The 24,383-nt window shown below is 59.5% G+C and carries 20 protein-coding genes and 1 pseudogene; 19 read left to right on the top strand and 2 right to left on the bottom strand.

Annotated features, from left to right (window positions below):
- Positions 1-72: 72 nt before the first annotated feature.
- The 14 genes from B7E11_RS02395 (at position 73) to pssA (ending at position 15,991) form a co-directional block, all read left to right on the top strand.
- A complete protein-coding gene (locus B7E11_RS02395; RefSeq protein WP_176220577.1) occupies positions 73-687 on the top strand; it encodes a cohesin domain-containing protein in 615 nt (204 codons plus the stop codon).
- Between the two features lie 109 nt (positions 688-796).
- Entirely contained in the window at positions 797-2,422 is a 1,626-nt protein-coding gene (locus B7E11_RS02390; protein WP_080832039.1) for a PhoX family protein, read from the top strand.
- Positions 2,423-2,456: 34 nt separating this feature from the next.
- The gene (gene tatA / locus B7E11_RS02385) at positions 2,457-2,702 is read left to right on the top strand and encodes a twin-arginine translocase TatA/TatE family subunit (protein WP_080832023.1); all 246 of its coding nucleotides are present in this window, start codon (positions 2,457-2,459) and stop codon (positions 2,700-2,702) included.
- Positions 2,695-3,447 carry a twin-arginine translocase subunit TatC gene (gene tatC, locus B7E11_RS02380; protein WP_080832022.1) on the top strand — a complete coding sequence of 251 codons (753 nt, stop codon included), beginning with the start codon at positions 2,695-2,697 and terminating at the stop codon, positions 3,445-3,447. Before tatA ends, tatC begins: the two co-directional genes overlap by 8 nt.
- A 125-nt stretch (positions 3,448-3,572) precedes the next feature.
- A complete protein-coding gene (locus B7E11_RS02375) occupies positions 3,573-4,748 on the top strand; it encodes a GNAT family N-acetyltransferase (RefSeq protein WP_080832021.1) in 1,176 nt (391 codons plus the stop codon).
- Between the two features lie 158 nt (positions 4,749-4,906).
- Positions 4,907-5,368: a CtsR family transcriptional regulator gene (locus B7E11_RS02370; protein WP_080832038.1), complete on the top strand. Its 462-nt coding sequence runs from the start codon at positions 4,907-4,909 to the stop codon at positions 5,366-5,368.
- A gap of 32 nt (positions 5,369-5,400) precedes the next feature.
- Positions 5,401-5,907 carry a protein-arginine kinase activator protein McsA gene (gene mcsA / locus B7E11_RS02365; RefSeq protein WP_080832020.1) on the top strand — a complete coding sequence of 169 codons (507 nt, stop codon included), beginning with the start codon at positions 5,401-5,403 and terminating at the stop codon, positions 5,905-5,907.
- Positions 5,908-5,925: 18 nt separating this feature from the next.
- Positions 5,926-6,987, top strand: a complete 1,062-nt coding sequence (mcsB, locus tag B7E11_RS02360; protein ID WP_425430050.1) for a protein arginine kinase — start codon at positions 5,926-5,928, stop codon at positions 6,985-6,987.
- 38 nt (positions 6,988-7,025) lie between these two features.
- The gene (clpC, locus tag B7E11_RS02355; RefSeq protein WP_080832019.1) at positions 7,026-9,470 is read left to right on the top strand and encodes an ATP-dependent protease ATP-binding subunit ClpC; all 2,445 of its coding nucleotides are present in this window, start codon (positions 7,026-7,028) and stop codon (positions 9,468-9,470) included.
- Positions 9,471-10,229: 759 nt separating this feature from the next.
- A complete protein-coding gene (locus B7E11_RS02350; protein ID WP_080832018.1) occupies positions 10,230-11,420 on the top strand; it encodes an IS256 family transposase in 1,191 nt (396 codons plus the stop codon).
- 715 nt (positions 11,421-12,135) lie between these two features.
- Complete coding sequence (locus B7E11_RS02345) at positions 12,136-12,324, top strand: hypothetical protein (RefSeq protein ID WP_080832017.1); 189 nt, start codon at positions 12,136-12,138, stop codon at positions 12,322-12,324.
- Positions 12,325-12,652: 328 nt separating this feature from the next.
- Positions 12,653-14,020 (top strand): DNA repair protein RadA, encoded by a 1,368-nt coding sequence (gene radA / locus B7E11_RS02340; protein ID WP_080832016.1) that lies wholly within the window; start codon positions 12,653-12,655, stop codon positions 14,018-14,020.
- Between the two features lie 16 nt (positions 14,021-14,036).
- Complete coding sequence (gene disA, locus B7E11_RS02335; RefSeq protein ID WP_080832015.1) at positions 14,037-15,128, top strand: DNA integrity scanning diadenylate cyclase DisA; 1,092 nt, start codon at positions 14,037-14,039, stop codon at positions 15,126-15,128.
- A gap of 116 nt (positions 15,129-15,244) precedes the next feature.
- Positions 15,245-15,991: a CDP-diacylglycerol--serine O-phosphatidyltransferase gene (gene pssA, locus B7E11_RS02330; protein ID WP_080832014.1), complete on the top strand. Its 747-nt coding sequence runs from the start codon at positions 15,245-15,247 to the stop codon at positions 15,989-15,991.
- Positions 15,992-16,035: 44 nt separating this feature from the next.
- Here the strand turns inward: pssA and B7E11_RS02325 are convergent, their stop codons facing one another.
- Positions 16,036-17,556 carry a copper amine oxidase N-terminal domain-containing protein gene (locus B7E11_RS02325; RefSeq protein ID WP_176220576.1) on the bottom strand — a complete coding sequence of 507 codons (1,521 nt, stop codon included), beginning with the start codon at positions 17,554-17,556 and terminating at the stop codon, positions 16,036-16,038.
- Between the two features lie 80 nt (positions 17,557-17,636).
- Positions 17,637-18,032: a nucleoside triphosphate pyrophosphohydrolase family protein gene (locus tag B7E11_RS02320; RefSeq protein WP_080832012.1), complete on the bottom strand. Its 396-nt coding sequence runs from the start codon at positions 18,030-18,032 to the stop codon at positions 17,637-17,639.
- A gap of 219 nt (positions 18,033-18,251) precedes the next feature.
- On the opposite strand from B7E11_RS02320, the gene B7E11_RS02315 reads away from it, so the two are divergent.
- The 5 genes and pseudogenes from B7E11_RS02315 to cysE form a co-directional block, all read left to right on the top strand.
- Entirely contained in the window at positions 18,252-19,343 is a 1,092-nt protein-coding gene (locus B7E11_RS02315) for a PIN/TRAM domain-containing protein (protein ID WP_080832011.1), read from the top strand.
- 186 nt (positions 19,344-19,529) lie between these two features.
- Positions 19,530-20,228, top strand: coding sequence for a 2-C-methyl-D-erythritol 4-phosphate cytidylyltransferase (gene ispD / locus B7E11_RS02310; RefSeq protein ID WP_080832010.1), 699 nt, complete (start codon positions 19,530-19,532; stop codon positions 20,226-20,228).
- The gene (gene ispF, locus B7E11_RS02305) at positions 20,225-20,707 is read left to right on the top strand and encodes a 2-C-methyl-D-erythritol 2,4-cyclodiphosphate synthase (protein ID WP_080832009.1); all 483 of its coding nucleotides are present in this window, start codon (positions 20,225-20,227) and stop codon (positions 20,705-20,707) included. The genes ispD and ispF overlap by 4 nt, the downstream gene beginning before the upstream one ends.
- Positions 20,708-21,125: 418 nt before the next feature.
- The gene (gltX, locus tag B7E11_RS02300) at positions 21,126-22,589 is read left to right on the top strand and encodes a glutamate--tRNA ligase (protein ID WP_080832008.1); all 1,464 of its coding nucleotides are present in this window, start codon (positions 21,126-21,128) and stop codon (positions 22,587-22,589) included.
- 919 nt (positions 22,590-23,508) lie between these two features.
- Positions 23,509-24,156, top strand: a pseudogene (gene cysE, locus B7E11_RS02295) (serine O-acetyltransferase); the annotation flags it as partial.
- Positions 24,157-24,383 lie beyond the last annotated feature (227 nt).

The raw sequence follows: 24,383 nt of genomic DNA, 5'->3' as shown, positions 1-24,383 counted from the left end.
CTTTGCCGATGCGGTTTGCGCCCGCGCGCGGCCGCATCGTCATCGCCCCGGGACAAAAAGGAGGAAACGAACTTGCGAAAACTCATGTTGGCGGGCCTTGCGCTCGCGCTCGTCTGGATGCTCGTTCCGGCCGCGCCCGGCATCGCGCGGGCCGAAGAGGAAGAGCTGCGGCTCTCGCTGTCCGTCGCGGGCAAACCCAAATCGGACCGCCACAAGAAAGGCGACACGTTCGAAGTGGAAGTCGCGGCCGGGCAGGCGAAGGACCTGTTCGGGGTCCAGTTTGTCGTGGAATACGACCCGAAGGCGCTTCAGTTGAAAGCCGACGGCCATATTTCCGTAAGCAAGCGGTTCAACGACTGGGTGCGGAAGGCGGACGCGCGCAAGGGAAAAGTCGAGCTGGCGTTGACGCGCAAAACGCTGCCTTCGGGCGCGACCGGCACGGAGTCGTTGGCGACGCTGAAATTCAAGGCGTTGAAGGAGGGGGAAACGACGATCAGGCTGACCGGCATCAAGGCGACGGACGCGGCGCCGAGGGAGCTTGCGGCCAACGACGAATTCGTCCTTCGGCACGTTATCGACAAACCCGGCAAGCCGGATAAACCTGACAAGCCGGATAAACCTGACAAGCCGGATAAACCGGACAAACCCGACAAGCCAGACAAGGCGGAAAAAACAGGAAAACGTTAAATTTACAAACCGACGGCCTTCGGATGATATGGACTTAACATTTCCTCCCTATGCTTGTACTTGATGGATGTCATTACAAGGGCTAGGGGTGGATAAGTTGAGCAAAACGATGGACCGGAAAACGTTTCTCTCTTACCTGGGTACGGGCGCGACGGCGCTGGCGGCAGCTTCCGCCGGACTGGGCGTGCTGGACGGCAAAGCTTCCGCCGCATCCGCGACGGCCAATCATTTGTTCGGGTTCAACACGAACCGGGTCAGCGGTTATTTCGATCCGATTCAGCCTTCCAAGGAAGACCAGCTTATTTTGCCCAAAAACTTCAAATACGACGTTGTCGCGGCTTTCGACGACGTGATCAATCCGGCGGGGGAAAAGTTCGGGTCGGGCTGCGACTACAACGCCTTTTTCCCGATTGACGGCTCCAACGTTCGCGGGCTTCTCGTCAACAATCACGAGTATACGACCATTTTCCAGATCGGCCCGGTGAAGGACGACAAGATGACCGCCGACCAAATCCAGAAAAACCTGTATTACCAAGGCATGTCCGTTATCGAAGTGTATCGCGACGAAAACGGCGTATGGAAAATGGACAAAACGTCCAAGTACGCACGCCGCATCAACGGATATACGAAATTCGACATCACCGGCCCGGCCAAGGGCACTCAGGCTCTGAAAGGCGCGACGACGGCGACGGGCACGTTCGCGAACTGCTCCGGCGGCGTCACGCTGTGGAATACGGTGCTTTCGTGCGAGGAGAACTTCGAGCAGACGGCCGCGGCGTCCAACCTGCCGGAAACGCACTACGGATGGGTCGTCGAAGTCGATCCGTTCGACAAAAACTTTTTGAAAAAGCATACGGCGCTCGGCCGGTTCAACCACGAAAATACGGCGATGGGGCTGGCCGCGGACGGACGCGTCGTCGTCTACATGGGCGATGACAAGAAGGATGCCTGCGTCTACAAATTCATCAGCAACGGCAAATTCGACAAGGCGAAGGGCCGAGCCAATTCGGCGCTGCTCGAAGACGGAACGCTGCACGTGGCCGATTTGAAAACCGGCAAATGGCGCCCGGTAACGCTCGAGGAAGTCGCCAAATCGTTCGAGGACGAGCCGGAACTGAAAGCGACGTTCAAAACGCAGGGCGACGTCGTGACGTACTGCCAGCAGGCCGCGAAGCTTGTCGGCGGCACGCCGACGGACCGTCCGGAGGATATCGAGATTTCGCCGTTCGACAACACCGTTTTCATCTGCCATACGAACAACGACAGCCACGGCAACATTCACGGCCACATTACCCGCATTTTCGAAGCGGGCAACGACCTGGGCGCCCTGGAATTCGACTTCGAGATTTTCGCCGCCGGCGGACGCCAATCCGGCTTCAGCTCGCCGGACAACCTCGCGTTCGATTCGAACGGCAACCTGTGGGTCGTCACGGACATTTCGAGCAGCAGCCAAAACAAGGGCGTGCACAAATCGTTCATGAACAACGGGCTTTTCGTCATTCCGACGAGCGGGCCGGACAAGGGCGTCGCGCTGCAATTCGCGTCGGGTCCGGTCGAATGCGAGCTTACCGGTCCTTTCTTCACGCCCGACGAGCAAACGCTGTTCCTGTCGATCCAGCATCCGGGCGAAAATACGGAGGATTTGAGCCAGCCTACGAGCACGTGGCCGCACCGGCCGGGCGAAAAAATCGCCAGGTGCGCGGTCGTCGCCATCAGCGGCTTCAAGCTGGGCTAAACCCCCGGGATAAAAAAGAAAAGGAGCGATCGCGATGCCATTCGGCAATATCGGAATCGGCGGTTTAATTCTCATTTTGATCATCGCGCTCATCATCTTCGGTCCTTCCAAGCTTCCCGAGCTCGGCCGCGCGTTCGGCCGGACGCTCAGCGAATTCAAAGGGGCGACGAAGGGGCTCGTAAACGGCGAGGACGAAGGCGGCAGCAAGGAAACGGGTTCGCAAGCCGCTTCGACATCGGCTCCGCAAGCCGTCGCGGCGCAGAACAAGCCGAATGCGTAACCCGAACGACCAGAGCGCTCTCGAGCATCTGGAGGAAATGCGGACTCGCATCATCCGCACGCTCGTCGCCTTTGTCGTGGCGATGGCGGCGGCGCTCCTTTACGTGCGGGACATTTACGAATGGCTCGTAAGAGATATGGACCGGCCGCTCGTTTTGCTCGGTCCGTCGGACGTCATGTGGGTATACATGATGATCGCGGGCTGCATCGCCGTCGCCGTCACGCTTCCCGTCGCCGCCTACCAGACGTGGAAGTTCGTGGAGCCGGCATTGCCGGACCGGGCGCGGCGGCCGGCGCTGCTGCTCATCCCCGCGATCGGCGTGCTGTTCGTCGCCGGCGTCGGGTTCGGCTATTTCGTCCTCTTCCCGATGGTGCTGCAATTTATGCAGAACATGGCCGCGGGCTCGTTCGAGACGATGTACACGGCGCAAAAGTATTTTACGTTCATGATCCATATGACGGTTCCGTTCGGCTTTCTGTTCGAGATGCCGGCGATCGTCATGTTTTTGACCAAGCTCGGCATCGTGAATCCGGTGAGAATGGCCAAAGCGCGCAAGATGGCTTACTTCGCGCTTGTCATCCTTGCGGTTACGATCACGCCGCCGGACATCATGTCGGACATTATCGTCATCGTTCCGTTGTTTTTGCTGTACGAAATCAGCATCACGATTTCCAAGGTCGTCTACCGCAAGCAATTGCGCCTGGCGAACGCGGATAGCGGGTCTTCCCTGGCGCCGCAAGATTAAGCCGCATCAGCCGTCTTTTCGCCGAATCCGGGCGGGGAGACGGTTTTTTGTCCCTTGCCGTTCCGCGCGACGAGTGCGAACCGCGTTGAAATGCGTTATGATGGAGCCAAAGGGAGGCATGCCGCATGCAGATTCGTCAGCTTACCGCGAATGAGATGGAGGAGCGTATCGCGCTGTCCGAATTCGCGTTTCAAAAAGGGTTGTCCGAGGAGGAGGCGAAGGAATACAAGGCTTCGTTTCGGCCGGAGGAGCATTGGGGGGCGTTCGGCGAGGACGGCAAGCTGATGTCCGGGCTTCATTTGATTCCGTTTGAAATGCGGGCGGGACGGACGTTGTTGAAAATGGGAGGCATCGCCAGCGTCGCGACCTGGCCGGAAGCGAGAAGATACGGCTGCGTAACGAAGCTGCTCGGTCAAGCGCTCGTCACGATGCGCGAACAAGGCCAAACGGTAAGCATGCTGCATCCGTTCTCGTTTCCTTTTTACCGTAAATTCGGCTGGGAAATGACCGTCGAACGAAAGATGTACGTCATTGCGCAGAGCCAGCTCCCGAAACGCTCGGAAGTCTCCGGAAAAATCGTCAGGGCGGCCAAGGAGGCCGACGCTTTCAACGACCTGTACGACCGGTTCGCCATGGGCCGCGTCGGGATGCTGAAGCGTTCGCCGGAATGGTGGCGCTCGAAGGTATTTTCCAAGCCGGGGCTTGCGGCGATCTGGCAAAACGCAAGCAGCGAGCCGGAAGGCTACATACTCTATGAGGTGAGCGGCGGAACGTTTGCCGTTCACGAATGGGTCGCGTTGACCGAAGAGGCGCGGCGCGGGCTTTGGCAGTTCGCGGCCAACCACGATTCGATGGCCGACAAGGTGACGATGACGGTTCCGGCCGATGACGAAAGCCCGTTCCTTTTCGCCGATCCCCGGTTCAAGCAGGAAGTGGTCCCTTACTTCATGTCGCGAATCGTGGATGCGGAAGGCTTCGTCTCCTTGCTTCCGTTCGCTCCCGGGGCCGGGAACGAAAGCTTGCGGCTTGCGCTCCGCGACGAATTCGCGCCGTGGAACGACGGCGTTTTCCGCATCGAGTGGGACGCGGAAGGCGCCGCGCGGATGCGCCGCGAGGAGGAGGCGGCCGTCCGTTCCGACGGCGTCGCTTGCGATATTCAAACGTTGACCGCGATGCTGCTCGGCAACCGGCGTCCGGCGGATTTGGAGCGTTGGGGCCGGCTGCGGGGGGACGCCGAACGGATCGAGCTGCTGGAACGGCGCGTGCCGGAACATCGGCCGTACCTGGCGGATTTCTTCTGATCGCTTTCGCCCCCGCGAATAAAGCGATGCCGCCCTTCCCATACTGATCATGAGGGGGCTTCGTCCCCCTCTTGGCAAATAAAACAAGATCGATTATAATAAGTCTATAGTCAAAGAAAGTCAAAGTCAGAAGGCGCTCCGGAAAGGAGGTTCTGATGGTGCGCAACATATCCGATCTGATCGAGCATTATTTGAAGCAGATCATTCATAACAGTTCGGATGGCGCGGTCGAGATTCAGCGCAGCGATTTGGCGGGTAAGTTTTCTTGCGTTCCTTCGCAAATCAATTACGTCATCAGTACCCGGTTTACCCTGGAAAAGGGGTATTACGTCGAGAGCAAGCGCGGCGGCGGCGGCTATATCCGGATTCAGCGCGTAGATCTGCCTTCGCTGGAGGCGATTCAGGCGCACGTTCAGCAGACGATCGGCGATCGGATCGATCAGACGGCTGCCGAAGGACTGATTTATCAGCTGGAAGAAGCCGGATTTATGACCGGGCGCGAGGCGGGCATGCTGAAGGCGGCCGTTTCGCGCGAGGCGCTCGCGGTCAAGCTTCCGTACCGGGATGAGCTTCGCGCGAGAATCATGAAAGCGGCGTTGTTCGCTCTGCTCACGAAGTAGGGCGAAGCGCATTCCGGAAAGGAGGAAAAGCCATGGTTTGCCAAGAATGCGGCAAACGGCCGGCAACGCTTCATTTTACGAAAATCAACAATGGAGAAAAGTCGGAGCTGCATATTTGCGAAGCATGCGCCCGCGACAAGGGCGAGATGATTCCGGGTACGGCAAGCGGCTTCTCCATTCACAATTTGCTGTCCGGCCTTCTCGATTTCGAGCCTTCGAACGTCGGATCGCGGCCGGACGTTCCCCGTTGCGAAAAGTGCGGGATGACGTACGCCCAATTCAGCAAAATGGGGAAATTCGGGTGCAGCCACTGCTACAAGCAATTTTCCGAACGGCTGGATCCGCTGCTGAAGCGGGTTCACGGAAACACGGTGCACGTCGGCAAAGTCCCTAAGCGGGCCGGAGGCCACGTGAAAGCGAAACGCGAAATCGATCGGCTTAAAAAGGAAATCCAGGTTCGAATCGAACGCGAAGATTTCGAGACGGCGGCTCAGCTCCGGGACCGGATCCGGGAGCTCGAGAACGAAATCTCGGGTTGACGAAGGAGAGGAATCTTCGTGAACAAGCAACCTTTTCAACAAGCGCTAAGTCCGTGGATGAGCAAAAAAGCGCCCGAAACGGACGTCGTGCTCAGCAGCCGGGTGCGGATCGCCCGCAATTTGCGGAATTATCCGTTTCCGCTGTTCGCCACGTCGGAGCAATCCGAGAAGGCGATGGAGCAGCTGCTCGGCATCGCGGAAAGCGGGCGGCTGAACGGGGTCGATTCCTTCCAGACGATCCGCCTGTCCGAGCTCACCGAACTGGAGAAGCTCGTCCTCGTCGAAAAGCATCTGATCAGCCCGATGCTGGCGAACGAGTCCCGGAACGGCGCGCTTATCCTTAGCAATACCGAAGACGTCAGCATTATGGTGAACGAGGAAGACCATCTGCGCATTCAATGCCTGTATCCGGGCTTTCAAATACCGGAGGCGTGGGATTTCTCGAGCAAAATCGACGATTTGTTCGAAGAGGGCGTCGATTACGCCTTCGACGAAAAGCACGGCTATTTGACGAGCTGCCCGACGAACGTCGGCACCGGCATCCGGGCATCGGTCATGATGCATCTGCCGGCGCTCGTGCTGACCGGCCAGATCAACCGGATTTTGACGGCGGTGACGCAGGTCGGTCTCGCGGTTCGCGGGCTGTACGGCGAAGGAAGCGAAGCGACGGGCAACCTGTTCCAGGTCTCGAATCAGATCACGCTCGGCCAGTCCGAGCAGGAGATCGTCGAGAACCTGCACGCCGTCGCCAAGCAGATTATCGGCCACGAAAAAGCCGCCCGCGGCAAGCTGTTGAACGAGAACCGAATCCGGGTGGAAGATCGGGTCAAGCGCTCGTACGGCATTTTGACGCATGCGACCGTCATCGATTCGAAGGAAGCTTCGCAGCGGCTGTCCGACATTCGGCTCGGCGTCCATCTCGGCATTCTTCCGGATCTCGATCCGACCTCGCTGAACGAGTTGATCGTGTCCACGCAGCCGGGATTTTTGCAGCAGGCGTACGGGGATACGCTCATTCCCGAGCGGCGGGATATCGCCAGGGCGGAAATGATTCGAACGAAACTGGCATCCAGGGCGTAAATGTTCTATTCTTACATTAATTGGGGAGGTGCTGTCTTATGATGTTCGGAAGATTTACCGAACGCGCGCAAAAAGTGCTCGCGCTGGCGCAGGAAGAAGCGGTGCGCCTGGGACACAATAACATTGGCACGGAGCATATTCTGCTCGGTCTGATTCGCGAAGGAGAAAGCATCGCCGCCAAGGCGCTCATCGCGCTCGGACTCGGACTCGAAAAAATTCAGGACGAAGTCGAATCGCTCATCGGACGCGGCCAGGAGCAGCCGACCAATATCGCTTATACGCCCCGCGCCAAAAAGGTCATCGAGCTGTCGATGGACGAAGCCCGCAAGCTCGGCCATACGTATGTCGGCACGGAGCATATTTTGCTCGGCTTGATCCGCGAGGGCGAGGGCGTCGCGGCCCGCGTGCTCAACAATTTGGGCATCAGCCTGAACAAGGCCCGCCAGCAAGTGCTGCAGCTTCTCGGCAGCAGCGAGAACGTTTCGCAAAACCACGGCCCGTCCGCCAACGTCAGCACGCCGACGCTTGACGGCCTGGCCCGCGACTTGACGGCGAGTGCCCGGGACAACAATATCGACCCGGTCATCGGACGGGCGAAGGAAATCGAACGCGTCATTCAGGTGCTGTCTCGCCGCACGAAGAACAATCCGGTGCTGATCGGCGAGCCCGGCGTCGGCAAAACGGCGATCGCCGAAGGCCTTGCGCAGCGGATCGTCAACAACGAAATTCCGGAAACGCTTCGCGACAAACGCGTCATGACGCTGGATATGGGGTCCGTCGTGGCGGGCACCAAATACCGGGGCGAATTCGAGGACCGGCTGAAAAAGATCATGGACGAAATCCGCCAGGCCGGCAACGTCATTCTGTTCATCGACGAGCTGCACACGCTGATCGGAGCCGGCGGCGCCGAAGGGGCGATCGACGCCTCCAACATTCTGAAGCCGGCGCTCGCCCGCGGCGAGCTGCAATGCATCGGCGCGACGACGCTGGACGAATACCGCAAATATATCGAGAAGGATGCTGCGCTCGAAAGACGGTTCCAGCCGATTACGGTCGACCAGCCGTCTCCGGACGAAGCGGTCCAAATTTTGCACGGGCTGCGCGATCGCTACGAAGCGCATCACCGCGTGAAAATCACGGACGAATCGATCGAAGCCGCCGTCAAGCTGTCCGACCGGTACATTACCGACCGGTTCCTGCCGGACAAGGCGATCGACCTGATCGACGAAGCGAGCTCGAAGGTACGGCTCCGTTCGTACACGGTACCGCCGAATCTGAAGCAGCTTGAGCAGCGTCTCGAGGATATCCGCAAGGAGAAGGACGCCGCCGTGCAAAGCCAGGAATTCGAAAAAGCGGCCGCGCTGCGAGATACCGAGCAGAAGATTCGCGAGGAGCTCGACGCGACGAAGAACCAATGGAAGGAAAAGCAGGGCCGCACCGATTCCGAGGTGACGCCGGAAGATATCGCGCAAGTCGTCGCCAGCTGGACCGGCATTCCGGTGAGCAAGCTGGCGGAGGAAGAAACCGAGCGCCTGCTGAAGATGGAGGACATCCTGCACGATCGCGTCATCGGACAGGACGAAGCCGTCAAAGCCGTCGCCCGCGCCGTCCGCCGCTCGCGCGCCGGCCTGAAGGATCCGAAACGTCCGATCGGCTCGTTCATTTTCCTCGGGCCGACCGGCGTCGGGAAAACCGAGCTCGCGCGGGCGCTTGCCGAAGCGATGTTCGGCGACGAGAACGCGGTCATCCGCATCGACATGTCGGAGTACATGGAGAAGCACTCGACGTCCCGCCTCGTCGGAGCGCCTCCGGGATACGTCGGCTATGACGAAGGCGGCCAGCTGACCGAGAAAGTTCGCCGCAAGCCGTATTCCGTCGTCCTGCTGGACGAAATCGAGAAGGCGCACCCGGAAGTGTTCAACGTGCTGCTGCAAGTGCTGGAAGACGGGCGCCTGACCGATTCCAAAGGCCGCACCGTCGACTTCCGCAACACGCTGATCATCATGACGTCGAACGTCGGCGCCGACCAGATCAAGCGCAACTCGACGCTCGGCTTCACGGCCGCCCAGGACGGAGGCCGGGATTATCAGAACATGAAGGATAAGGTGCTGGCCGAGCTGAAGAAGTCGTTCCGTCCGGAGTTTCTGAACCGGATCGACGAGACGATCGTCTTCCACCCGCTCGAAGAGAAGCACATCGCCCAAATCGTCACCCTGATGGCGGACGAATTGCGCAAACGCCTCAAAGAGCAGGAAATCCAGTTCGAGCTCACCGAAGCGGCGGCGAGCTTCCTCGCCAAGGAAGGCTTCGATCCGCAATACGGCGCGCGTCCGCTGCGCCGCGCGATTCAGAAGCATATCGAAGACCGCCTGTCCGAGGAACTGCTGATCGGCAAAATCAGCAAAGGCCACTCGCTCGTCATCGACGAGAAGGACGGCGAGCTGGTCGTCAGCACGAAGGACGAAGTGACGAGCAATTCCTGATGATTCGCGTATACAGGCGAGCCCGCCGGAAGTTTTCGGACTTCCGGCGGGCTTTTTTTGTCGGTTGGCGCCGCCGCGCTAACGGCTAAATGCACCTCCGCATGGCCCGTTAGCGATCCGGTTGAGTCGTGACGGCTCATCTCAGCCCGTCATGTACATATGGCCGTACACAGTTGAGTAAAAAATACCCATCTTGCCGCCTCCGCATGCCCGCAAACGCCCCGGTTGAGTCGTGGCGACTCATCTCAGCCCGTCATGTACATATGGCGGTAGGCAGTTGAGTAAAAATTACCCACTTTTGCGCCTCCGCATGGCCCGTTAGCGATCCGGTTGAGTCGTGGCGGCTCATCTCGACCCTCCAAGTACATATAGCCGTATGCAGTTGAGGACAAGCGGCTTGCGCGCTTTTCACCGGATCACCGTATTCTTCATCTTTTTTTTCGTTTTGCGCGTACAATGTAAGGATTGAATGCGGAGCAGGCTTGAGCAGCGTTATAAGCGTGAATATCCTGCTCGATTGAACGGAAGCAGGAGACTATATTTTGCTTTATTCTCCAGCTTACAAATTCTAACGGAAGCAGCGCCCTTATTTCAGGTGGGACGGGGTGAAAACGTCTCTTTTGGCTCAAATAACGGAATGAATTTCCATTACATTGATGACGTACAATTGTTTGTGTGCCATGATTTGGAGCCTTAACAGGCAACAAAAAAGTAGGGTATTCTCGGGATTGCTAGATCACCAAGAAGGAGCCCTACTCGATGTCTACTATACCCGAAAACATGCTTTCCGATCTATTTGAAAATGTTGTCACCCAGTTCGTCAAGGACAACCTGGAGTCCATCATGCGTGCCGAAATCAAGCACTTCATGGAAGAAGGACTTGGTGGCGAGCGCAACAGCCGCAATGGCTACTACGAACGCACCCTTCACACTAAATACGGCCACATCGAGGATCTTCAGGTGCCGCGCGACCGTAACGGCCAGTTCCAGACCCACGTCTTCGAGCCGTATCAGCGACGGGACGGGTGGCTGGAGGAAGCCGTCATTCAGATGTACAAAAGCGGGATGGGGACCCGGGATGTCGCTCGATTTATCGAGAGTATGTTCGGCAGCCAGTACTCCCCCTCCACCATCAGCAACATCACGGCTACCGTACTCGAGGACATCCAAGCCTGGCAGCAGCGCCCCTTAAAGAAACGCTACTCCGTCATCTACCTCGACGGCCTCTACGTCAAGCTCAAGCGCAGCACGGTGAGCGGCGAAGTCATTTACTTCGCCATGGGCATCGACGAAGACGGTCATCGTCAGATCCTCGGCTTCTACGTCGGCGGTCAAGAGAGCGCACACGGCTGGCGGGAGGTCCTCAAGGACTTGTACAGCCGCGGGGCTACGGATGTGCTACTTGGCGTATTTGACGGCCTCGCAGGGCTCGAAGAGGCCTTTAAGGAGACGTATCCGAAAGCAGATGTGCAACATTGCATCGTTCACAAGGTGCGCGCGACGTTCCCCAAGATTCGAGTCCATGACCGGGCGGAGGTGATCAACGATCTGAAGACGATCTACCGCGCACCGGATCGCGATCTGGCAATAGCGGCGCTTGATGCGGTGCAAGCGAAATGGGGCAAACAGTACCCGAAAGAAATCCAATCGTGGCGGGCTCAGGTGCCGACGTTACTGACGTTCTACAGCTACCCAACTGCGATTAAAGAAGCCATTTACACCTCCAATCCGATTGAACGAATGAACAAGGAAATCCGCAAGCGACTGAGGCCGATGAACAGCCTTACGAACATGGACGCGGCGGAGAAGATTGTTTACTTGGAGGCGATAGGTTACAACGAGAACTTCGAGAACCGCGTCATCCGAGGCTTCGGCGATCTGGAGGTGAAGAAGAAGCTGACCGAGCTGTTCGAGGAACGTTATCCCACGAGCAAAGCGGAGGAGCAGTAAAGCGGCCTCCCGCGCCTTCGCTTGGGCTACGCCCTCCACTAAGACAACAACAAACCTTTGATTCCATCGTCCCGATGGAAAAACCTACTTACACAAACTTCTTGACGCTACCATTACATTTTGAAAACCTCGATTTCGCGGGAATAACGGCGCTGGCCGCCGTAGAAGGGTCCGGCTTAACCGGACTTGCCGCGGGAGCAGAGAGTGCATGCCTGGGTCGTCGGAACGTACGGATTCGTGACACAGGAGACCGAGCGAACAAACGGCGAGTGCCTCCGTCAGCATCGTGCGGGTTGAGAATTCCGTTGCCGACGGTGCGAACGCGCGACTGCGGCCCGCATCGTGTTGGTCGGGAAATGCGAGCAAGCGCGCAAGGCGGATCTCGAACCTTTCTTCCGGCGGAACTGAGCGAACGGGATATCGGAAAGAGAAGGATAAGAGAACATCTAGAAGGGACCAAAGGGAACGCATCGAGGGAACGGAGACCGCTCACCAACCGGCGGGCCAAGTCATATGTTGCAGTATTGCGCGCGGCAAACCGGCAAACGGGCGCTTGGCGCCACTGCGGTTTTCCCGTCGAGGCGCGGGATTAAACATGCCTTGCATTTCGCCAAGCATTTCAGTGCCCGTAAAAGTTAGGCCAAAATCAGCTTGGCAGTCGCCGGCACCCGCGGAGGCAGCGGAACCGGAATCTGCCGCAGGAAGGAGAACGGGAATGTATCGTCGTTCGCGGAAGCCGATCCGCTGGAATCAGCCGCTCGTGCTGTTCATCTCGGGCGTTTGCATCGTCGTTTTGCTGCTCGTGCTCAGCAAGATTTTGTTCGTGCTTTTTTATTTGGGCGGAGGCGTGCTGATTATCGGACTTGTGCTATGGCTTCTTTGGCGCTGGTGGTGGACGCGGTAAAGCGGTTCGGCTTAGAAAAGACACGGTTTGAAGCATAATGGCGAGGCAGCGGGGTGAAATAGCGCAAGGCCGCGTGAAGTGGTGCAGGCGGAGGGTATGATGCAGGCGGCGGCGGGAAAATGGCGCGGGCTTCGGCGGGCATGGCGCAGGCAGCGGCGTGAAATGGGCAGACAGCGGCGGGGCATCGCCGAAGCATGCGCGCGGGAGGTCGCGCCCGAAACGAGGCTCATTGCGGGGCCGTGAGCTTTGGGTCTTGCGTCCGGGGTTTAATCCGGCATGCAAAACATGGTACACTTTTGGTAACTGCAAATGATAAAGGGGCTCTCGCATGGCCAAACTCAAAATCAAATTCGTATGCAACGAATGCGGCACGGAATCGCCCAAGTGGATGGGCAAATGCCCGGGGTGCGGGGCATGGAACACGATGACGGAGGAAGCCGAGTCCGTCGTCAAGGCTCCGGTCGCGAGAAGCGAGCTGACGCGGGCGAAAGAAAAGGCGAAGTCCATCATAGATATAGAAAGCGGGCGCGAACCGCGGGTGCCGACCGGGCTCGGCGAGCTGAACCGGGTGCTCGGCGGCGGACTCGTGCCCGGCTCGCTGCTGCTCGTCGGCGGCGATCCCGGCATCGGCAAATCGACCCTGCTGCTGCAGACGTCGCACGCGCTGACGACGCAGGGGCTCAAGGTGCTGTACGTTTCGGGAGAAGAATCCGTGCGCCAGACGAAGCTGCGGGCGGACCGGCTCGGCGCTCTGAACGGCAACCTGTTCGTGCTGTGCGAGACGAATCTCGACCTGATCGACGATGCGATCGCGGAGGTCCGGCCGGACTTTCTCGTCATCGATTCGATTCAAACCGTCTACCGCCCCGACGTTCCGTCGGCTCCCGGAAGCGTGGCGCAGGTGCGGGAATGCACGGCGCAGTTTATGCGGATCGCGAAGGTCAACGGAATCGCCACCGTCCTCGTCGGCCACGTGACGAAGGAAGGCGCGATCGCGGGTCCGCGTCTTTTGGAGCATATGGTCGATTGCGTGTTATACTTTGAAGGAGAACGGCATCATTCCTACCGTCTGCTGCGAGCCGTCAAAAACCGCTTCGGCTCGACGAACGAAATCGGCATTTTCGATATGTCGGAGGACGGGCTGCGCGAAGTGGCGAACCCTTCGGAGCTGTTCCTGTCGGAACGTCCGCTGGGCGTCGCGGGCTCGACGGTCGTCGCCAGCATCGAAGGAACCCGGCCGGTGCTGGTGGAGCTGCAGGCGCTCGTGTCGCCGACGCATTTTCCGTCGCCCCGCCGCATGTCGTCCGGGTTGGATCATCACCGGATTTCGCTGGTCATTGCCGTGCTGGAAAAGCGGATGGGCTTGTTTTTGCAAAATCAGGACGCTTACGTGAACGTCGCCGGCGGGGTCAAGCTGGACGAACCGGCCGCCGATCTGGCCGCGGCCGTCAGCCTGGCGTCCAGCTTCAAGGATTTGCCCACCCGGCCGTTTGACGTCGTTTTCGGCGAGGTCGGGCTGACGGGAGAAGTAAGAGCGGTTTCGAGGGCGGAGCAGCGAGTGAAGGAAGCGGTGAAGCTCGGCTTCAAACGGGTCATTTTGCCCGAGCTGAGCATGAAGGGCTGGCAGCCGCCTGCAGGTATCGAATTGATCGCAGTCCGAACGGTCGCGGAAGCGCTGAAGGCTGCGTTGGAATAGGGGAGCCGAGCGGAAGATGAAGGAGACCAAGGAAAAAGAACACCAACAGCATCAGACGATGAACCAGCTGCTTCAGATGGTTGCGCCGGGAACGCCGTTTCGGGAAGGACTCGAAAACGTTCTCCGCGCCAAAACCGGGGCCCTCATCGTCGTCGGATACAGTCCCGAAGTGATGGAAGTCGTCGACGGCGGTTTTTCGATCAACTGCGACTTCAGCCCGAACTATTTGTACGAATTGGCCAAAATGGACGGCGCGATCATCCTGAGCGAGGACGGCAAACGGATTTTATACGCGAATACGCAACTGATCCCGAATTCTTCGATCGCTTCGACCGAAACCGGCATCCGTCACCGGACGGCGGAGCGGGTGGCCAAGCAGACGGGCAAGCTCGTCGTGTCGATTTCCCAGCGGCGCAATATCATTACGCTGTATCAAGGCAATCTGCGCTATTCCCTGAAGGAAATGGGCGTTATTTTGACGAAAGCGAACCAGGCGATTCAAACGCTGGAGAAATACAGGGCCGTGTACAGCCAGGCGCTGACGAACCTGTCGGCGCTCGAGTTCGAGGAGCTGGTGACGGTTCACGAAGTCGCCTATGTCGTGCAGCGCGCCGAAATGGTGCTGCGCATCAAGATGGAAATCAACCGCTACGTGCTCGAGCTGGGCAATGAAGGGCGCCTCATCAGCATGCAGATGGAAGAACTGGTCGGCACCGCCGAGGAAGAAGCGCGGCTGTTGCTCAAGGATTACGCCCGCGACGCGAGCGAAGACAAAATTCGCGAAATCCAGTCCGCGCTCAAAAAGCTGACGAACGACGAACTGCTCGATACGAACATTCTCATCCGCACGCTCGGATACCCGTCGCTCAACATGCTGTCCGACGACGGGCTGCTGCCCCGAGGCTACCGGATGCTCAGCAAAATCCCCCGGCTTCCGAGCGTTATCATACATAACCTGGTGGAACGTTTCGGCGCCTTGTCCCGCATCCTGCTGGCATCGATCGAGGAGTTGGACGAAGTGGACGGCATCGGGGAGGTTCGGGCCCGGACGATTCAGGAAGGGCTCAAAAGAATTCAGGAACAGGTGTTTATTGACAGACAGATTTAGGCAGACTAGAATGATTAGATGGCGCCGTCTGCTCTGCACGGCGCGTTCGCTTGAATAGCCGTATCGAATTCCGGCGAACCGGTTCGCTGAGCTAAGGTAAAGTCGAGGTGAAATCGATGATCGCAAAATCCATACCCAGCGTGTTTACGATCGGCAATCTGTTTCTGGGCGTGCTTGCCATTATTTTGGCGTTTCACGACCGGGCGGAAGGCGCCGCCTTGCTGGTGATCATCGCGATGCTGCTTGACGGGGTTGACGGGCGAGTGGCAAGAGCTCTCAACGTCCAAAGCGAATTCGGCAAAGAACTGGATTCCCTGTCCGACGTGATTTCGTTCGGAGTCGCTCCCGCGTTTATCATGTACCAAGCCGCCTTCATTGACGTAACCCCGGCGCTGGCTTGGATCGTAACCGCCATTTTCCCGATTTGCGGCGCGCTCCGGCTGGCTCGCTTCAACGTGATGGAAGGGGTTCCCGGATACTTTATCGGGCTGCCGATACCGGCCGCCGGCGGCGTTCTGGCCACGCTGGCGCTATTCGATCAGGAATTGCACGTTTCGCTGCTGCTGATCAGCACGCTGCTGCTTTCGTTTTTGATGGTCAGCGGCATTAAATATCCGAATTTCAAAAAGGTCGGCTTCCCCAAAAAAGCGGTCTGGATCGTTCCGGTCGTCGTGCTCGCGGCCGTGCTGCTGGCGTTCCAGTTTCCGACGGCGATTCCGCGGGTCATTTTGGCCTTGCTGCTGCTGTACGCGGTTTGGGGGCTAAAAAAAAACGTTGAGCGTCTGCTCCGGCTCGTGCCGAGACGCCAGCGCAAGAAGCGGGCTTCCGCGGACGAATCGAGAAGATCCAAGCATAGCGCATAAACGAACGGCGCTGCCTCCGGGAAGAGGCAGCGCCGTTTTTGGTTTTACCCCAAATCGATCGTGAAGCGGACCGTATGCTCGTCGGGGCGTTCCGTCGCGACGGGCAAGCCCAACGCTTCGCAGACCGATCGCAGCGGGAGCAGGGCCGTACCCCCAACGACCGAGGGGGCGTAAGCGAGCGGGACCGATTGCCCGTCGATTTCCGCCTCGGCCCGGCCGATTTGCAGCTTGGCGATACGGCTTCCGAGCGTTAACGAGATCGTCTTCGTTTCCGGGTCCCAGAGGACGGAAGCGCCGATCGCTTGGGCGGCTTCTTTCGCCGGGACGGACAGTTCGTCGTCTCCCGGGGCCGACAGGACGGACCACCGGGGGACATCGGCAGCCGTGCCTCCCGCAAACGCGGTTTCCATGTTCAGGACGCGATCGTCCGGCGTCAACACGAGCGTCGCCAACTGGCGCTCCAGCGTTTCCGCGAAGGAGGCCGCATTGCCCCTCGTCATCCGGTATGCCGGATCGTCCCGGCCGATCGCTTCGGCGATCGCGGTGTTGACGTCCTGCTTGTAATGGGACAAGTCCTTGTACAAGTCCAGATCGTACGTCCAGTCCGTCTCGGTCTGGAAGTTGTATACTTTCGCGTTCGGAAGCTCGTCCAGCCTTTCGAACATCCATACGCTCAGCTCGAGCTGATTCCGGTAGCGGACTTCGTTCGTCTCCTTCCATACTTCCTGCCGCAGCACGCTGTAAGGCGGATAGAAAAAATAAAACTCCGTTTCCGGATAGCTCTTTGCAAGCTCGTAAATATATCGGTCGAAACGGGCTTTCAGCACGTCGGCCGGCTCCTCGTTCAAGCCGAAGTAAGCTTCCTCCTGCTTGGCGGCGCGATAGCTGTTCACGACCCGCTCGGCGCCGAACAGGCTTTCGTCGTTCCAATTGTTCAACAGCTCGAGATCCCGGTTTTGTCCCAAAAGCGCCTGCCTGGCGATGCCTTCGAACCACATTTCGTAAACGGAGTAATTGAACCAGTACCGGTAATCGTTCCATACGTTGTCATCGTACAAATAGTCCGGAAAATCCGCCGCTTCCTCCGAATCGTTTTCCTTCAGCGAGAAATAATCCAGTCCCCACAGCACCTTCTTGACGCGTCCAGTATCCAGCGCGATCTTCGCGATGGCGTAATGCTCGTCCGCGGTCGAGCCTCTCATCGACAGCTTCATCGTTTTGCCGCCGAGCGTCCGGTCGACGACGGAGGGCAGAAAGTTTTCGGTCATGGACGTGCCGATTACGATCGTGTCGTAGTCGTAGTTTTTGGCGAGGCCGGGATTCTGGTAGCGCTGCTCCGTGGAAAATACGGGCGGGAAAATCGCGGACTTGCGGTAAAATTGCAGCGGGTCGACGAGAACGGTCGCGAAACAGACGACGGCGGCGAGAAGCAGGGCGAAGGCCGCGAACTGCAGCAGCATTCTTCTGCCCGCTTTGGAACGGGTTCCGATTCGTCCCGCGGCTTCAAGGCGCCGCAGCGGCGCTTGCGCGGACGACGGTTTCGGCGATTTGATCGGCAATGGCAAGGATAGCTCCCCTTAATAAGGCAAAAAGGAAAACGGGGCGCGTCCGCCTTGCGGGGACGCAGTCGCCGTTATTCCCCTTTTTAAGTCAGATTGAACAGACCGAGCGTCGAGCACTTGTCGGATTCTTTGGCGACGACTTCATCCAGGTTCACGTCCAACAAGTTGCACAGCGCGGACATGTAGAACAAATTTTTGCCGAGTTCGGCTTGGACGGCATCCCGGCAATGCTCGCACAGCTCTCCGTCCATATGCGATTTGGATTGCCGCTTGGCTTGATCGAGCTCCATCTCTTCGGTGAAGCCTTGATGGCTGGCATTCAATTCGATGCATCCGCATTCCGTAATCGCTTTGGCTACGGACCGGTTGACCGATGCGTTCGCTTGGGTCAACTTCGTGACGACATCTAGCAGACTGCGGTGACGCAGCAAGAGTTCCGACACTTGCTGCTGAAATTCCTGCAGCGTTGGTGCGCTCATCCGATCCACCTCGGTTACCGTATTTTTACTTTTCCCTCCCCATTATAGAGCAGAGAGTCCGGCATTTCAAAAGAAGAAACGCTCAGAATCGAGGAAGTTGCTGGCAAAAAATCGGGAACGAAGATTAACGTGCCGGATTTTGGAACATACTGATAGTAAATTTTGGGTTTATGACGACAACTTTATGGTCTGCACACGTCAAAGGAGTGATCTTTAGCCATGATGAAAAGAGTGATTCAAGCAGCCGGCGTGCTGCTCGGCTTCCTGTGGGGAAAGCAATGGACGTTATGGAACGGCTTCGGGGGATTGGCCTGGACGAGCCCGGGAACGGGTTCGCCGGCTTCGGGAGGCTCCGACATGCTTGGCGGCGCCATCGGCGCGATGATCGGGCTGCTCGCGGCCTCGGCGTTGGCTGGGCCGCTGCTCGCCCTGCTGTCCCGGAGCGTCGACAAGCTGTCGGAATACCCCGCGCCGACGCTTGCGCTCGGAGCCGCGGGCGGAGGAGCGGGGCTTGCCGTTTCGGCGCTGCTGTTTCCGCTGCTGACGGACCTTCCGCACGTCGGGAGCGTGCTTGCCGCATTGGCGGCGCTGCTGCTTGCCTATGCGGGAACGCGGCTGGCCGTCCGTAAGCGGGACGAGCTGGGAGCGTGGATGGCTTCCCGCGCCGCCGTTCCCGCGGTTCAGGCGGAGGAGCCGCGGTACGAGGAGCATAAAATTTTGGATACGAGCGTTATCATCGACGGACGCATTGCCGACATCTGCAAGACGGGGTTCATCGAAGGCACGCTGGTCATCCCCGAATTCGTGCTCGAGGAGCTGCAGCATATCGCCGATTCCTCGGATTTGCTCAAGCGCAACCGCGGCCGCCGCGGGCTCGACATTTTGAACAAAATCCAGAAAGAACTCGACGTCAAGGTGCTCATTCACGAGGACGTGAACGACGAGCCCGGCGAAGTGGACAGCAAGCTGGTGAAGCTCGCGAAGGCGATGCGGGGCAAGGTCGTCACCAACGACTTCAATTTGAACAAGGTGTGCGAGCTGCAGGGCGTTTCGGTGCTCAACATCAACGATTTGGCCAACGCGGTCAAGCCGGTCGTGCTGCCGGGCGAGGAAATCGTCGTGCAGGTGATCAAGGACGGCAAGGAGCACGGACAGGGCGTCGCGTACTTGGACGACGGCACGATGATCGTCGTGGAAGGCGGCCGCGATTTCATCGGCACGACGATGGAAGTGCTGGTGACGAGCGTGCTTCAGACGTCGGCCGGACGGATGATTTTTGCGAAGCCGAAGCTATTGGAAAAAGCGCTTTGACAAGGTATGATAATAACCATGCGGGCGAGACAAGCGCTTGTTTGTCTCGCTTTTTGTTTTCGCGGTTCGGAAAGGCCGGGTTTCGCGCTTGGCCTGTTCCGAATCGCCTCCGATAAAAACGACGTTGTTTGTCCTTGAGGACGGCGAAGTCGTTTTTACTTGGTTTAACGGGAGAGGAGCAAGGCGATGAAGTGGGGAGCGGTCATTGTCGCGGCCGGCCGGGGAACGCGCATGCGGGCCGGCGACAACAAGCCGTATTTGCCGCTGTCCGGCAAGCCGGTGCTGGCGCATACGCTGGACGCGTTCGAGCGCTCGCCGTCGGTGGCGGAGATCGTGCTCGTCGTCGCGCCGGGCGAGGAGGAGCGCGCCGCAAGCGTCGTCCGCGAGGCGGGCGCGCGCAAGGTGAGCGCCGTCGTGCCGGGCGGGGCGGAGCGGCAGGACAGCGTGTACGCGGGCCTGACGGCGCTTTCGGCGGAAGGGGCGCTCGTGCACGACGCGGCCCGCCCGCTCGTGACGCCGGCACAGATCGAAGCCTGCTGCCGGGAGGCGGAGCGGCACGGAGCGGCGGCGCTGGCCGTGCGGGTGAAGGATACGATCAAGGTGGCGGACGAGGAGGGCTTTATCGCCTCCACGCCGGAGAGGCGCCTGCTCTGGGCGGTGCAGACGCCCCAGGCGTTCGTCCGCGAGGAGCTGCTCGAAGCACATCGGCTCGCGCGGGGCGACGGATCGCCGGCCACGGACGACGCGATGCTGCTGGAGCGTCGGGGGCGCAAGGTCGCGATCGTCGAAGGGGACTACCTCAATTTGAAAATAACGACGCCCGAGGACCTGCCGGTGGCGGAACTTCTGCTTGAAAGGCGTCGGCGGGAGGAAACGGACTTATGATCAGAGTGGGGCAAGGCTTTGACGTGCACCAATTGACGGAAGGACGGCCGTGCATCATCGGCGGCGTCTCCATTCCGTTCGAGAAAGGGCTGCTCGGACATTCCGACGCGGACGTGCTGCTGCACGCGATAAGCGACGCCGTGCTCGGGGCGCTGGCGCTCGGGGATATCGGCAAGCATTTTCCGGATACGGATCCGGCGTACAAGGACGCGGACAGCGTCAAGCTGCTCGAGCGCGTGTGGGAGCTCGCCCGCGAGCGGGGGTATAAGCTCGGCAACGCGGACGCTACCATCATCGCGCAGGCGCCGAAGATGGCGCCGCATATTCCGGCGATGGTCGGGGTGATCGCCCGCGCGCTGGAATGCGACGTCTCGCAGGTGAACGTCAAGGCGACGACGTCGGAGCGGCTCGGCTTCACCGGCCGGGGCGAAGGCATCGCGGCGCAGGCGATCGTCTGCCTCGTGCGCGACGCGACGTAATTTTGCCGCGCCGCGATAAGCCGCGCCGCGGGGCTGCCGCTGGTCGAGCAAGATCCCGCCGCGATGGCGATGCGGGAGTTTCCGAGAGGACGATAACGGCCCGAAACGACCGTTATTTCAGCAACGGCTTTCCATTTTGCAAAATAACGGTCTGCTTACGCCTTTAATCGAATGGAAAGCCCTCGAATCGGGCGGAAACCGATGATTAACGGTCGCAAACGGCCGTTGTTAAACGTCAGGTACGGCATTTGGCGAATGAACGGCCTGAAGTGGCCGCTATTGTCCGGCAGACGCGGTGTTTTGGCGAAAAAACGGCCCGAGACGTCCCGTAAACATGAACGACAACTGACATGAACAGGTTCGAAGACGCCGTCCCCGCAAGTCCAGGCGGCGCGTTCGACAGAAGGAGGAGTAGGCGATGACCGACAAAGTACGCGTCCGCTATGCGCCCAGTCCGACCGGGCATCTGCATATCGGCAACGCGCGAACCGCCATTTTCAATTACTTATTCGCCCGGCACCACGGCGGCGATTTCATCATCCGCATCGAAGATACCGACGTCAAGCGCAACGTGGCGGGCGGCGAGGAAAACCAGCTGACGTATTTGAAATGGCTGGGCGTCGACTGGGACGAAAGCGTCGACCGCGGGGGCGCATACGGCCCGTATCGGCAAACCGAACGGCTCGACATTTACCTCGAGCTGTGGCGGGAGCTGGTCGACCGCGGACTGGCTTACTATTGCTACTGCACCGAGGAAGAGCTGGAGCGGGAGCGGGAAGAGCAGGCGGCCCGCGGCGAGACGCCGAAATATTCGGGCAAATGCCGCCATTTGACGGCGGAGGACCGGGCTCGCCTGGAAGCGGAGGGCCGCGTGCCGAGCGTCCGTTTCGCGGTGCCGCAAGGGAAGTCGTACACGTTCGACGATATGGTCAAAGGGGAAATCACGTTTCGTTCCGAGGATTTCGGGGATTTCGTCATCGTCAAGAAGGACGGCATTCCGACGTACAACTTCGCGGTCGCGGCCGACGACCATCGGATGGCGATCACCCACGTGCTGCGCGGAGAGGACCACATTACGAACACCCCGCGCCAACTGATGATCTACGAAGCGTTCGGCTGGACGCCGCCCGTGTTCGGCCATATGACGCTCATCGTCAACGAGCACCGCAAAAAGCTCTCGAAACGCGACGAATCGATCGTGCAGTTTATCGAGCAATACGACAGCCTCGGCTATATGCCGGAAGCGCTGCTGAACTTCATCGCGCTGCTCGGCTGGTCGCCGGAGGGCGAAGAAGAAATTTTCGGCCGCGAACGCTTGATCGAAATTTTCGACGCGAACCGGCTGTCCAAAAGTCCGGCCGTCTTCGACACCGTCAAGCTGAACTGGCTGAGCCAGCATTACTTGAAGGCTGCTTCTTTGGAACGGGTCGTCGAGCTGTGCGTGCCCCATCTGAAAAAAGCCGGCCGGCTGCCGGAGTCGCCCGGAAGCGCCGAGCTCGCGTGGGCGACGGCGCTGGTCGAGCTGTTTCGCGATCATTTGCGGTACGGGGCGGAAATCGTGCCGCTTTCGGATTTGTTTTTCCTCGATCGGCCGGAGCCGGACGACGAAGGGGCGGCCGTGCTGGCGGAGGAGACCGTGCCCGGCGTGCTTCGGGCGTTTTCGGCCCGGGTTGCCGAGCTCGGCGAAGAAGGGTTTACGGTCGACGGCATCAAGGCGGCGATCAAGGCGGTGCAGAAGGAGACCGGCGTCAAGGGCAAAGGACTGTTCATGCCGATTCGCGTCGCGCTGACCGGCCAGACGCACGGCCCCGACCTGAACGGCAGCATCTGGCTGCTCGGCCGCGAAAAAGTGCTGAAGCGGCTGGAAGAAGCGTTGAAGTAAGCTGCGAGCCGCGGGCGATGGCGAGGGCGGGAGCCCGGGAGCTCGGTCACCCGAAACCGAAGCCGCGTCCGAACGGCAGCCGAACCGCCCGCGTCCGCGGATGCGGCGCCGCAAGGGTGCAACGCGCAACGCGCTGACCGGGCGAGGCCCGTCCGCCGCGTCCGCAATTGATGCCTTGTCACGAATGGGTGTAAGGGGTATACTTGCGGTAACGAAGACGATAGCGGCGACCGAGCTGCGTCCATACAATAGCAGGAACAGCGACGAACAGGAGAGTACGTTTCGCGCCAGGAACGACCAGAGAGGGCTGCCAAGGCTGGAAGCGCCCCGTTCCGACGAAACCGAAATGCGCCTGGGAGCCGCGCCGCCGAGCGACGGATATCGGTTCGGCCGGAATGAACGCCAATAACGGAACGACGCGAGTGACACGACAGCGTGAACCGTGAGCGGGCAAGCCGGCTGTGCCCATAGGGTCGGGTAAGCGGTGCCGGGGGGAGCCCGTTAAGAGCCGACGAGAAGGGTTTTTCGCGCCGCGCAGGACGGCCGCCGGAAAGCCCAAGCAGAGTGGAACCGCGTAACCGACGCCTCTGCAGCCTTGCGCTGCGGAGGCTTTTTATATGGCGTTCTCCGTTTGGAAGAGGAGCCTTGCCGCTTGTCGGGCCTTCGTTCGGTCGGGGCCTGGGTACGCTGGATTTTATCCAACGAGCGGAGCGTATAACGCGAAAAAAACTTTCTGCATTGGATTTTGACCAACGGGAAACGGCGATTCCGGGCGATTTTCTTGAAAAGACGCCGCTTGATGGGATGAAATCCAACGTAGACGGCGAGAAACGGGAAATGACCGCTTTTGATTGGACAAAATCCAACGAAGCTCGCGAATATTATCAGGTTCCCTTGAGATGGGGAGGTTGGGTCAGCTATGGGATTTTGGAGTACGATACGTTCGGACATCGAGGCGGTCTTCGAAAACGATCCCGCCGCCCGCAGCAAGTTCGAGGTCGTGTTTACGTATTCCGGCCTGCATGCAATTTGGGCGCATCGGATTGCGCACGTGTTTTTCCGCAAGCGTTGGTTCACGGTCGCCCGGATCATTTCGCAGGTCAGCCGTTTTTTTACCGGCATTGAAATTCACCCCGGCGCCAAAATCGGGAAAAAGCTTTTCATCGACCACGGCATGGGGGTCGTGATCGGCGAAACGTGCGAAATCGGCGACGAGGTCGTCATTTACCAGGGCGTGACGCTCGGCGGGACCGGCAAGGAGAAGGGCAAGCGCCACCCGACGATCGGCAACCGCGTCGTCATCGCGTCCGGCGCCAAAGTGCTCGGATCGTTCACGGTCGGAGACAACTCCAACATCGGGGCCAATTCCGTCGTGCTGCGCCCGGTGCCGGCCGACAGCACCGTCGTCGGCATTCCGGGCCGGGTGGTGAAGCGCAACGGAGAACGCGTCAAGGACCGGCTGGATCACAACAACCTTCCCGACCCGATCGTCGAAACGTTCCGCTCGATGCAGAAGGAAATCGACGAGCTCAGAGCCGAAATCGAACGGCTGAAAGGGCGGCCCGGGCGGACGGAGGGCAAGCGGGAATCCGGAGGGGGCGGGCCCGTGGAGAACGGTCGCGAGCCCGTGGAGAACGCGCCCGTGGAGAACGGACGAGAGCCCGAGGGAAACGGCCCCGCGCCCGGGGAGCGCAGGCGCGACTCCCAGGAGAGCGGCGCGAAGCCTGCCGGCGGGGGCCAAACCGACGAACGATCGGAACGAAAGCCCGCCGCGGCGGGCGTGCAAGATTAACA

This window comes from Cohnella massiliensis, assembly GCF_900169535.1.
Lineage (GTDB): Bacteria > Bacillota > Bacilli > Paenibacillales > Paenibacillaceae > Cohnella > Cohnella algarum.
Note: the sequence above shows the minus strand (reverse complement) of the source record. Positions and strands in the feature narration are given on the sequence as shown.